At 72.4% G+C, this 11,484-nt stretch carries 10 protein-coding genes and 1 pseudogene; 6 read left to right on the top strand and 5 right to left on the bottom strand.

All coding sequences use genetic code 11. The features are described 5' to 3' along the window. The first annotated feature begins 26 nt into the window (after positions 1 to 26). A complete protein-coding gene (locus M503_RS0106845) occupies positions 27 to 254 on the top strand; it encodes a hypothetical protein (protein WP_024868884.1) in 228 nt (75 codons plus the stop codon). Between the two features lie 24 nt (positions 255 to 278). Here M503_RS0106845 and M503_RS17745 read toward each other — a convergent pair whose 3' ends face one another. Further along, complete coding sequence (locus M503_RS17745; protein WP_231472338.1) at positions 279 to 545, bottom strand: hypothetical protein; 267 nt, start codon at positions 543 to 545, stop codon at positions 279 to 281. Between M503_RS17745 and M503_RS17740 the strand changes: the two genes are divergently transcribed. Then, positions 538 to 1,047, top strand: coding sequence for a hypothetical protein (locus tag M503_RS17740; protein ID WP_231472337.1), 510 nt, complete (start codon positions 538 to 540; stop codon positions 1,045 to 1,047). The genes M503_RS17745 and M503_RS17740 overlap by 8 nt on opposite strands. Positions 1,048 to 1,224: 177 nt before the next feature. Beyond that, positions 1,225 to 1,740, top strand: coding sequence for an O-acetyl-ADP-ribose deacetylase (locus M503_RS0106835; RefSeq protein WP_028919568.1), 516 nt, complete (start codon positions 1,225 to 1,227; stop codon positions 1,738 to 1,740). A gap of 24 nt (positions 1,741 to 1,764) precedes the next feature. Here M503_RS0106835 and M503_RS17735 read toward each other — a convergent pair whose 3' ends face one another. Both M503_RS17735 and M503_RS17730 read right to left on the bottom strand, forming a co-directional pair. Then, complete coding sequence (locus M503_RS17735; protein ID WP_051414354.1) at positions 1,765 to 2,760, bottom strand: isoaspartyl peptidase/L-asparaginase family protein; 996 nt, start codon at positions 2,758 to 2,760, stop codon at positions 1,765 to 1,767. Between the two features lie 186 nt (positions 2,761 to 2,946). Continuing rightward, positions 2,947 to 3,501, bottom strand: a pseudogene (locus M503_RS17730) (cyanophycinase); the annotation flags it as partial. A 291-nt stretch (positions 3,502 to 3,792) separates the two neighbouring features. Here M503_RS17730 and M503_RS15875 point away from each other — a divergent pair. The 3 genes from M503_RS15875 (at position 3,793) to M503_RS0106815 (ending at position 8,579) form a co-directional block, all read left to right on the top strand. Further along, on the top strand, positions 3,793 to 4,389 hold the full coding sequence (locus tag M503_RS15875; RefSeq protein ID WP_051414352.1) for an RNA polymerase sigma factor: 597 nt from the start codon (positions 3,793 to 3,795) through the stop codon (positions 4,387 to 4,389). Then, the gene (locus tag M503_RS0106820) at positions 4,367 to 5,467 is read left to right on the top strand and encodes a FecR family protein (RefSeq protein WP_028919570.1); all 1,101 of its coding nucleotides are present in this window, start codon (positions 4,367 to 4,369) and stop codon (positions 5,465 to 5,467) included. The genes M503_RS15875 and M503_RS0106820 overlap by 23 nt, the downstream gene beginning before the upstream one ends. Before the next feature lie 88 nt (positions 5,468 to 5,555). Continuing rightward, complete coding sequence (locus tag M503_RS0106815; protein WP_028919571.1) at positions 5,556 to 8,579, top strand: TonB-dependent receptor; 3,024 nt, start codon at positions 5,556 to 5,558, stop codon at positions 8,577 to 8,579. A gap of 111 nt (positions 8,580 to 8,690) precedes the next feature. On the opposite strand, the gene M503_RS0106810 is transcribed toward M503_RS0106815, so the two are convergent. Both M503_RS0106810 and M503_RS0106805 read right to left on the bottom strand, forming a co-directional pair. Then, positions 8,691 to 9,803, bottom strand: a complete 1,113-nt coding sequence (locus M503_RS0106810) for an anhydro-N-acetylmuramic acid kinase (RefSeq protein WP_028919572.1) — start codon at positions 9,801 to 9,803, stop codon at positions 8,691 to 8,693. 159 nt (positions 9,804 to 9,962) lie between these two features. Continuing rightward, the gene (locus tag M503_RS0106805) at positions 9,963 to 11,378 is read right to left on the bottom strand and encodes a M23 family metallopeptidase (protein ID WP_028919573.1); all 1,416 of its coding nucleotides are present in this window, start codon (positions 11,376 to 11,378) and stop codon (positions 9,963 to 9,965) included. Between the last annotated feature and the right edge of the window lie 106 nt (positions 11,379 to 11,484).

Here is an 11,484-nt window from a genome sequence, read left to right as displayed (position 1 = left end):
CGTCGACCATGCCGAAGGGGACCGCCATGACCGACCTGCTGCTGCAGGACATCGACGCGATCCTGGCCGAGCGCATCCGCCGCGTGGCCGTTGCCCGCGGCTGGAGCGAGCACGAGACCATCCTGCGCCTGCTGGAGCAGGGCCTGTTCGCCTGCGAGCAGGAAGTCCGCGGCGGTTTCGAGGAGCAGGAAGTCGATGCCCTGGCCGCGGCGATCGCCGCACTCAAGGAAGTGCCGGCCGGGCGCAGCTTCTGAGGCTGGCCCGCCGGGGCTGCGGCGTTACTGCGGCAGCCGGGTCCGTGCCTGCGCGTAACCCTGCGTGGCCTGGACGCGGCCACCGGCCAGCGCCTTGCGCCGCTCGTGCAACCGCTGCGCGGCGTAGGTGAGCGCAGAGGCCATGACCAGGGTGTAGCCCAGCAGCTCCGTGCACTCCTCGGCGGCGTTCTTGACCACGCGCACGTAGCTGTCGGCCAGCAGGCCTTCCCACAGCGCGGTCATGCCGAACAGGCGCGAGTAGATCAGCAGCAGCACCAGGCCGATGGTCATCACCGTGCTGGCGCGCGAGCGCAGGAAGCGGGCGATGGCGGCCAGCGTCGACTGGCGGTGGGCGCAGGGCGTAGCCGAGGCTGCCGGCGGCCACGCCGGCGACCATGATCGACCACAGGCCGCGGAAGAGCAGGTCCCAGACCGCGTCCAGCTCGCGGATCAGCATGGAGGCGAAGAAGCCGGCGGCCAGCACGGCGAAGCCGCGCTCGTCCGGGCGCGCGCGGGCCACCCGGGCGAACGCCAGGACGGTGGCGACGAGGAAGCCCAGCTGGGTCAGCTCGACCAGCGACCATTCGCCCACGCTGTCGCCCAGCCACTGGATGTCGGCGTACAGGAGGGCCACGGGCGCGGCCATGATCAGCGCCAGCAGCGCGGAACGGCCCACGTGGGCCAGGAGGATGTCAGTTCTTTGTCCACGGCGGGAACCCTGGGCGAGAGGTTGCGCGGGGTGCTCGCCGGCCGGATGCGGGGCACCGGGGCGGTTGGAGTGGCGGAATTTTAACTTCCGCGGCGGACGCCCTCGGCATCACCGCTGGAACGCTGTAATCGCCGCTTCAGGTGGCCGCTGGCGGATCGGGCTACGTGGCCTCACCGGGCCCCGGAGGCCGTGGCAGTCTTGGAGGGACACACGTGGAGGGAGGCGGACGTGGCGGACGCCGTTCCCCGGGAGTTGCAGGCAATGCCGCTGAGGTTGCGGGCCCTGGCCGCCGACAACACCACCCTGCGGGTGGATGCCATCGTCAACGCCGCCAATTCCTCGCTGCTGGGCGGCGGCGGGGTGGACGGCGCGATCCACCGCGCCGCCGGCCCGGGCCTGCTCGAGGAATGCCGCGGGCTGGGCTGGTGCCCCACCGGCGAGGCCCGCATCACCGGCGGCCACCGCCTGCCGGCGCGGCACGTGATCCACACCATGGGCCCGGTCTGGCGCGGCGGCGGCGCCGGCGAGGCCGGGCTGCTGGCGGCCTGCTACCGCAACAGCCTGGTGCTGGCCGAGGCGCATGGCTGCCTGGTGGTGGCGTTCCCCTCGATCAGCACCGGCGTGTGCGGCTTCCCGCCCGACCTGGCTGCGCCGATCGCGGTGGAGACGGTGCTGGCGTTCCCGGCGCAGCGGGTGCACGAGGTGGTGTTCTGCTGCTTCTCGGTGGACGACCTGCTGCGCTACGAAAGCGAGCTGGCCGGCGTGCCCGGCCTGTGACCGGGACGCCGGCAACGCCGCCGCTCAGGGCAGCGGCAGCGGGTCGTCGCGGTAGATGGCCACGTGCGGCACGCCGTCGGCGCCGATCCAGCCGCGGTACATGCCGCCGGTGTTGAACGGGAAGGCGGCCTTGCCCTGCGCGTCCAGGGCGATCGCGCCGCCGTCGCCGCCGGCCTTCGGGATGACCCCGTTGATCACCTGTTCGCCGGCGCGGGCGATGCTGTCGCCGGACAGGCGCACGCGCGCGCAGATCTCGTGCGCGGCGGCGGTACGGATGTAGAACTCGCCCCAGCCGGTGCCCGACACCGCGCAGCGCTCGTCGGCCCAGGTGCCGGCGCCGATGATCGGCGAGTCGCCGACGCGGCCGTAGCGCTTGTTGGTCATGCCGCCGGTGGAAGTGCCGGCGGCCAGGCGCCCGTCGGCGTCCAGCGCCGCGGCACCGACGGTGCCGAAGTAGGCCCTGGCCGGCGCGTTCGAGTGCAGCGCATGCGGCTTGCTGTCGTCCTGCAGCGCCTTCTGCAGCTGCTGCCAGCGCTTCTCGGTGCGGAAGTACGCCGGGTCGACCAGGGTGATGCCCTGTTCCTTCGCGAAGATCTCTGCGCCGTCGCCGACCATCATCACGTGGCGCGACTTTTCCATGATCGCGCGCGCCAGGGTGATCGGGTTGCGCACGCGGTGCAGGCCCGCCGCGGCGCCGGCCTTGCCGCTGGCGCCGTCCATGATCGAGGTGTCCAGCTCGTTGCGGCCGTCGTGGGTGAACACCGCGCCGCGGGCGGCGTTGAACATCGGCGCGTCCTCCAGCACGGTCACCGCCGCGGTCACCGCCTCCAGTGCCGGCTTGCCCACCTGCAGCTGCGCGTGGCCGGCGCGCAGGGCGTCGGCCAGCGCCGCGCGCGCGGCGTCTTCTTCCGCAGGCGTCAGGTCGCCCGGCTCGACGCCGGCGCCGGCGTGGATCACCAGCAGCGGCTGCTCCAGCGCCGCCAGCACGCCGTCGCGTACCGCGTAGGCGCGCTTCGCCACGGGACGCTCGACCTCGCCCGAGGGCAGGTGCAGGGTCGAACCTGCGCCGGCGACCACCGCCTCGAAGCGCGCCTGCTGCATCGGCATGTCTTCGGCCTGCGCGTCGAAGCGGCCGCGGACCACCGTGGCGCCGGCGCCCGGCGCGGTGGCGTAGATGCGGCCGCGGCCGTCGGCGTCCACCGCCACCGCCGCGTCCTCGTCCACGCCCAGGCCGAGTAGCGGGCGGTCGGCCAGCGATTCGGCCCTGGCGACGAAGGCGACCAGCCGGCCAAGGCGGTTGCGCTCGCTGAAATGGGTGTCGGTGACCACGCCCCTGAGCAGGTCGAGGTGCAGGAAATCCGTCTCGATGGTGACCTCGTCGCCCAGCGGATCGGCCAGCGCGCGCGGGCTGGTGACGCTGCCGCCGTCCATCGCGCCGTAGAGGTACTCGCCGAGGATCGCCAGGCCGGCGCTGGTGCCGCCCAGCGGCTTGCCCGCCTTCACGTGCGCGTCCAGCGCCGCGGCCACCGGGGTGCCGCGCCAGTAGCGCACGTAGCGCGACTGGTCGCCGCCGGCGATGAAGATGCCGTCGGCACGCCTGAGCGCGCGCAGGATCGCCGGGTCGGAGGCGGCCTGGCGGTCCTTGAACACGAAGGTTTCCACCGAGGCGATGCCGCCGACCTCGTTGTAGAACTCCTCGCCGATCTCCCCGCCCAGCGAGGCGCGCAGGACCACGATGTGGCCGTGGCCGGCCTTGTCCATGAACCAGCGCAGCGCGTCGTGGTTGCGGTCGCCGCCGCCCATCAGCAGCAGGCCGGGCGCGACCTTGCCGGGCGTCTTCGCCTTCGGGTCGCCCAGCAGGTGGTGGCCATAGTCGGCGGCCAGCACCGGCGCCGCCAGCAGGCAGCCCAGGGCGAACGCGACCATCTTCCGCATACCGCGCATCTTCATCCGCAACTCCGTGTCCTGGCCGCGGCGAAACGCCGGGCTGTCGCCAGAGACTAGACGAACCGGGGAGGGCATTCCCCCATCCCGGTCAGCTAGAGTGCGGCGATGTCCACCGAATTCGACGACTGGTTCGCGCGCGAGGTCCTGGCGCACGAGCGCGCGCTGGTGCACTACCTGCAGCGCTGCTGGCCGCACCGCGACGAGCTGCACGACCTGCGCCAGGAGGTCTACGTGCGGATCTACGAGGCCGCCGCGCGCAGCCGCCCGACCGCGCCGAAGGCGTTCCTGTTCGCCACCGCCCGCCACCTGATGGCCGACCGCGCCCGCCGCGGGCGGGTGGTGTCGATCGAGCCCGTGGGTGATTTCGACTCGTCGAACGTCTACCTGATCGACGAGGTTTCGCCGGAACGCTGGACCGGCACCCGTCAGGCCCTGCGCCGGCTGGTGGAGGCGCTGGACCGGTTGCCCGGACGCTGCCGCGAGGTGGTGTGGCTGCGCCGGGTCGAGGAGCTGTCGCAGAAGGAAGTCGCCCAGCGCCTGGGCATCAGCGGGAGGACCGTGGAAAAGCACCTGGCCAAGGGGATGCGCTTGATCGCGGACCACCTGTACGGGGGCGGGCCGTTGCCGCGGCCCGCCTCCAGGCGCGCCGGGCAGGGCGACACGGTGCCGGAGCGTGGACATGGACGACAGCAGGACGATTGAACGCACCGCCGCGGCCTGGCTGGCGCGGCGCGAGGGTGGCGACTGGAGCACGCAGGACCAGCAGGCGCTGGACGCCTGGCTGGCCGGGTCCACCGCGCACCGCGTCGCCCTGTTGCGCCTGCAGGCGGCCTGGAACGAGGCGGCGCGGCTGAAGGCGCTGGCCGCCGGCCTGGCGCCGGGCAGCGTGCCCGGACGGGGGCAGTGGGCCGGATGGGCGGCTTCCGGCGCACCGCGCCCCGAACCGGCCATGGCGGACGAAGCGCCGCCGCCGGCCGCGCCAGGCCATGCCGTGCCGGACCTGCGCGCGGTGTCCTTCGCCCGGCGCCGGGCCGCGTCGCGCCCGGCGCGCTGGCCGCGCGCGCTGGCGGCCGGGTTCATGCTGGCCGTGGCCGGCGGGCTGGGCTGGGGCGCCTGGCAGCTGGGCGGGCAGCACGAGGCCGCCTACGCCAGCACGGTGGGCGAGGTGGTCGAGGTGGCGCTGGCCGACGGTTCGACGGCCACGCTCAGCAGCGACAGCCGGCTGCAGGTGCGCATGGACCGTGGCGAACGCCATGTCGCCCTGCTGCGCGGCGAAGCCTTCTTCGAGGTCGCCCACGAAGCCGGGCGGCCGTTCGTGGTCGAGGCCGACGGCCATCGCGCCGTCGCCGTCGGCACCCGCTACGCGGTGCGCCGCGACCCGGACACACTGCGGGTGGTGGTGACCGAGGGCCGGGTACGGCTGGACAGCGCCGCCGGGGGCCGCAACCGCCCGGTCTCGCTGCTGCCGGCCGGCAGCGTCGCCACCGTCGGCCGCAACGGCGTGCTGGTGCGCTCGCTGCCACCAGAGGAAGCGGCCCGCTACGTGGAGTGGCGCAGCGGCTTCCTGGTCTTCGACGACGCGCCGCTGGCGCAGGCGGCGGCCGAGTTCAACCGCTTCAACACCCGCCGCCTGGAACTGGCCGACCCGGCGGTCGCCGAGCTGCGGATCGGCGGCAACTTCCGCTGGTCCGGGCTGGACGCTTTCGTCGGGCTGCTGGAGCAGGGCTTCCCGGTGCGCGCCGAGCGCCACCCCGACCGGATCGTCCTCCACTCGCGCTGAGCGCCGGGCGCGGGGCGATGGGGGAAGCGGCCGTCTCGTTCGTCATGGCAAGCAGAGGGTGCCGTCCCGGCACCGGGAGAGAGAGTCGATGCGTCATCCGTCGCGTGTCCTGTTGTTGACCCTGGCCTGCTCCGCCGCGCTGGCGGCGCAGGCCGCCGAGGCGGCCGGCCCGATCAACGTGCCGGCCGGCGACCTGGCCGCCGCGCTCAACGCGCTGGCGCGCCAGTCCGATACCCAGCTCGTGTACCGGGCCGACGAGCTGCGCGGCCGGCAGACCGCCGGGGTGCAGGGCGCGGCGGACACCGACCAGGCGCTGCAGCAGCTGCTGCAGGGCAGCGGCTTCAGCGCCCGCCGCGACGCCAGCGGCGCGGTGCTGGTGGCGCGCGCCGATGCGCCGGCGCGTCGCCGCGCCCCGGCGCCGCAGCCGCAGGACGGCGCCGGCGGCAGCGCCCCGGCCGCGGAGCCGGTGGTCCAGATCGACACGATCACGGTGACCGGTTCGCGCATCCCGCGCGCGCAGATCGAAGGCCCGGCGCCGATCAGCGTGGTCACCGCCGAGGAGATCCGCGCCAACGGCTTCACCTCGGTGCCGGACGTGCTGCGCGCGATGACCCAGAACGGCGGCGAGACCCAGAGCCAGCAGTCGGCCAGCGGCGCCGACTTCTCGCCGGGCGCGCAGCAGGTCGACCTGCGCGGCCTCGGCCCGAACCACACCCTGGTGCTGGTCAACGGCCGCCGCATCGCCGACTTCCCGATGCCGTTCAAGGGCCGCAGCAACTTCACCGACATCTCCAGCATCCCGATCGCGATGATCGACCGCGTCGAGGTGCTCACCGGCAGCGCCTCGGCTATCTACGGTTCGGACGCGATCTCCGGCGTGGTCAACTTCATCCTCAAGAAGAAGGCCGACGGGACCACCGTCGACATGCGCCTGGGCACCACCAGCGAAGGCGGCGGCGAGTCGTTCGACGCCAGCCTGGTCAGCGGCTTCGAGCGCGGCGGCTTCAGCGGCGTGTACAGCATCGACATCCAGTCGCAGACCCCGCTGTGGGCCTACGAGCGCGATATCCAGGATTCGACCAAGGACGGCCCCACCGCCAATTCGCGGATCGCCCGCCGCGCTTACCTGCGCACCGACTGGTGGGACGACTACATCGACCCGGGCCAGGCCACCTGCGACGCGTTGTCGGGGCAGAACGGCGGCACCACCTACCATGCCTACCGCCCGCGCTACGGCTACTACTGCGGCAGCGACGAGTCGATCGGCTACGGCACCATCCTCAGCAAGCGCCGCGGCGTGAACGGCTACGCCTCGCTGAACTACGACTTCGGCAACGGCCACCTGTGGTTCGCCGACGTGCAGGCCGGCCACCACCAGGTCGAGCTGTTCCGCGACGTGTCCTCGTGGAGCTACATGGCGCCGGACGGCAACGAGGAGGGCTACTTCTACAACGCGGCCACCGGCCAGGTGGAGTACTGGCAGCGCCAGTTCTCGCCGGAGGAAATGGGCGGGCTGGACCGCGGCATGGTCGAAACCACGCAGAAGACCTTCGGCCTGACCACCGGCTTCCAGGGCAGCTTCGCCGCCGACTGGGACTACGAGGCCTCGCTGAGCTACTCGCAGTACAAGGCGCGGATCAGCTGGCCGCAGATCGTCGCCGCGCGCGCCAACGACCTGTTCCTCGGCCCGCAGCTGGGCGTGGACGACGACGGCTTCCCCATCTTCAACGCCGATCCGTCGCGCCTGTACCGGCCGCTCAGCCGCGCCGAGTACGACAGCATCGCCGCGCGCACCGTCTACCACCCGCAGTCGGAGACCGCGACGCTGGCGGCGACGGTGAGCACTGCCGACCTGTTCGCGCTGCCCGGCGGCGACGCCGGCTTCGCCGCCACGGTCGAGTACGGCCACCAGAGCTACGACCTCAATCCCGATCCGCTGGCGACGCAGTACTACTACTACAGCTGGAAGGACTCCGACGGCCACGGCAGCCGCAACCGCTGGGCCGGCGCGGCCGAGCTGCGCATGCCGCTGCTGGACTCGCTGAGCTGGAGCCTGGCCGGTCGCTACGACCAGTACCGCTACTCCGGCAACAGCATCGGCAAGGCCACCTGGAGCACCGGCCTGGAGTGGCGTCCGCTGGAGAGCCTGCTGGTGCGCGGTTCCTACGGCACCGCGTTCCGCGCGCCGGACCTGCACTACGTCTACGCCGGCATCGGCAACGACGAGACCTCGGGCAACGACTACTACAACTGCCTGCTCGACCAGGCCGACGACTGCTCCGACTACAGCGAGGGACTGATCCGCACCCGCGCCGGCAACCGCGACCTGGATCCGGAGACCAGCACCTCCTGGACCGCCGGCTTCGTCTGGTCGCCGCTGGAAAGCCTGGACCTGTCGGCCGACTGGTTCGACATCGACATGCGCGACCAGGTGCAGGACATGAGCGTCGACGCGATCCTGCGCGACGAGGCCGCCTGCCGGCTCGGCGAGCTGCCCGCGAGCTCGCCGACCTGCGTCGACGCGCTGGCCCGCGTCACCCGCAGCGCCAACGGCAGCCTGTACGGGATCTCGGTGGCGCCGATCAACGTCGCCCGCGAGCGCACCCGCGGCGTCGACGTGGTCGCGCGCTACCGCCTGGAGACCGGCATCGGCCGCTTCACCCTGACCTTCAACCACACCTGGGTGAAGGAGCACGACTTCCAGCAGTTCCCGGGCGATCCGGTCGAGGACCAGTTCGCCACCAACAGCGGTTTCGACATCCCGCGGACCAAGAGCAACGCCAGCATCGGCTGGGATCGCGGCCCGTGGACGGTGACGCTGTACGGCTCGCGCCTGGGCCGGCTGCCGAACGGCTGGTCGTACGACCAGGTGTGGGAGGACGGCGACCCGGGTCCGTGGATCCCGGCGACCTACCGCTACAACGCCTCGGTGCAGTTCCGCTTCAACGACCACTCGCGCCTGAGCCTGGTCGTCACCAACCTGGCCAACAAGATGCCGCCGAAGGATCCGACCTACACGGCGTATCCGTACTACGACATCTCCTGGTTCGACTCGGTGGGCCGCACGATCAACCTGCAGTACACGCGCCAGTTCGGCGGCAGCGGGCTGTAAGGCGCCGGCCCACCCGACCGCAGCAATCCACCGGGCCCCATGCGGGTCCGGTGGCGGTTTTTATTCGGGATTCGGGATTCGGGATTCGGGATTACGGCCGGGTGTCGCGGCTCAGGCCGGATGCACCACGCCCAGCACGCGCGGGCCGTGCGCGCCGGTGACCGCCGGCAGGTTGCCGGGGCGGCCGGCGAGGGTCTCGCGCGCCAGCCAGGCGAAGGCCATCGCCTCGACGAAGTCCGGGTCCAGCCCGTAGGCGGCGGTGTCCTCGATCGCCACGCCCGGCAGGCGCGCGGCGATGCGTTCGAGCAGGCGCGGATTGCGCACGCCGCCGCCGCAGGCGATCACCCGCGCCGTGGCCGGCTGCTGCGCCAGCAGCGCATCGGCGGCGGTGGCCGCGCTCAGTTCCAGCAACGTGGCCTGTACGTCGGCCGGCGCTTCGTCGCCCAGCAGGCGCGCTTCCACCCATTCAAGTTGGAACTGCTCGCGGCCGGTGCTCTTCGGCGGCGGCAACGCGAACCAGGGATCGTCCAGCAGCCGTTCCAGCAGCGCCGCATCGACCGTGCCGCTGGCGGCGAACGCGCCGCCGGCGTCGAAGGCCGCGCCGGTGTGGCGCTGGCACCAGGCATCGAGCAGGGCGTTGGCCGGGCCGGTGTCGAAGCCGCGCACTTCGCCGATGCGCGGCAGCAGGGTGTAGTTGCCGATTCCGCCGAGGTTGAGCACGGCGCGGTCTTCCTGCGCCGAATGCAGCAGCGCGGCATGGAAGGCCGGCACCAGCGGCGCGCCATGGCCGCCGGCGGCGACGTCGCGGCGGCGGAAGTCGGCCACCGTGGCGATGCCGGTGCGTTCGGCGATCACGCTGCCGTCGCCGATCTGCATGGTGAACGGCGCATCGCCGTGCGGGCGGTGGCGGATGGTCTGGCCGTGCGATCCGATCGCGGCGACCTGCGCCGGGGCGACGCCGGCGGCATCGAGCAGGCCCAGCGCGGCGTCGGCGAAGGCGGCGGCCACCTGCACGTCCAGCCGGCCCAGCTCGTCCAGCGATTCCGGTTCGCCGCCCTGGCCCAGCGCGACCAGGCGCGCGCGCAGTCCCGGCGCCCACGGCGTGGTGCGGCCGGCCACCAGGCGCAGGCCGGCGGCGTCGGGAGTATCGGGGAATTCGACCAGCGCGGCGTCGATGCCGTCGGCGCTGGTGCCGGAGATCAGTCCGAGGAAGAGGCGTGGCATGCGCACATCGTAGCCCGGGCCGGCGCGGCGCACCTCGGACGTGTCACGTCGAGTGCGGACGCGCCGGTGGCATGTCGAGCGTTGCGGTCATGGCCCGGGCAAGTGCAGCGCACCCGGGACGCTCACGCCGGTCGCATCGCGCCCGGCGCGTGGCGCGGCTCAGCCGCGCTTTTCCTTCTTCGCCGGCACGTCGGCCCTGGCGTACAGCAGCGCTTCCATCGATTCCATGCGCGCCAGCGCCGGCGCGGTGGCGGCCTTGAACGCGGCCAGGTCGGCGCCCTTCAGCGGCTCCGGTGGCGGCATGGTCACCGACAGCGGGTTGCGGTGCTGGCCGTTGACCCGGAATTCGTAGTGCAGGTGCGGGCCGGTGGCCAGGCCGGTGGAACCGACGTAGCCGATCACCGTGCCCTGCGAGACCTGCTGGCCCTGGCGGATCTTGCCGAAGCGCGACATGTGCGCGTACAGCGTGGTGTGGCCGCGGCCATGGTCGAGGATGACGACGTTGCCGTAGCCGCGCTGCTGGCCGACGAACTGCACCTTGGCGTCGCCGGCGGCCATGATCGGGGTGCCGGTGCCGGCGGCGTAGTCGACGCCCTTGTGCATGCGCATCTTGCCCAGCACCGGGTGGTGGCGGGCGCCGAACTTCGAGCTCAGGCGCGCGTACGGGATCGGCATGCGGATGAAGCTCTTCTTCAGCGGCCGGCCGTCGGCGGTGAAGTACTCGGCCTTGCCGTTGCGCTCGAAGCGGAAGCCGGTATAGGTCTTGCTGCCGGTGGTGAAGCTGGCGGCGAGGATGCGGCCGGTGCCGATCCGCTCGCCGTCGCGCCAGGTCTCCTCGACCACGGCGCTGAAGCGGTCGCCCGGCTGCACGTCCTTGAAGTCGATGTCGTAGCGGAAGATCTCGTCGGTCATCACCGCGATCGCGGCGGGGCTGAGCCCGGCCTTCACCGCCGAGGCATACAGCGAGCGGTCGATCTCGGCGCTGGCCACGGCCACGCGGGTGGTGGTGGCGCGCTCGAGCACCTTCTCGCGGATGCTGTCGCCGCGCAGGTCCAGTTCCACGCGCTGGGTCGGGCCGCGGTCGAAGCGGAAGCCGCGCAGGCCGCCTTCGCCGTCCAGGGCGAAGCCCAGCTCGGCGCCCGGGCGCAGGCGGGTCAGGGCCTCGCGGTTGGCCGGGTTCTCGAGGATCCGGTGCATGGTCGCCACCGGGATGCCCATGGTCTCGAACACCTGGCCCAGGGTCTGGCCGCGCTCGATCTCCACCACTTCCCAGAAATGGTCGGCGCCTTCGCCGGTCGGGGCGCGCACGGTCAGCGGCGGCAGCTGCAGCGGCAGCACCGCGCTGACCTGCGAGGCGGGTTCGAGCTGCGAGGAGAAACCGGGGACGATGGTGGCCAGCAGGGCGCCGAGGGTGGCGAACAGGCTGGCGTGGAGCCAGTGGCGGCGGGTCCAGCGCTGGTTGAAGGCGACGGGGAACCGCTCTTTCAGCTTGCGGTGGAGGGTCCGGTGGTGAAGGATGCCGAGGCGGTCGTGGAACTGCTGCTTGCGGACGCGGCCGTGGTCGGTGAGGGGCATGCTTGACTTCCTTCACGGGACCCCGGGGTGCGGCCCACTGGCGGGTAAAATAGACACCTCAAACTAGTGCGTCAAACCATTGATGGTGCTGGACTTTCATCTGGCC

It is taken from the genome of Pseudoxanthomonas suwonensis J47 (assembly GCF_000513955.1).
GTDB lineage: Bacteria > Pseudomonadota > Gammaproteobacteria > Xanthomonadales > Xanthomonadaceae > Pseudoxanthomonas > Pseudoxanthomonas suwonensis_C.
This window is presented reverse-complemented; position numbering and strand designations above follow the sequence as displayed.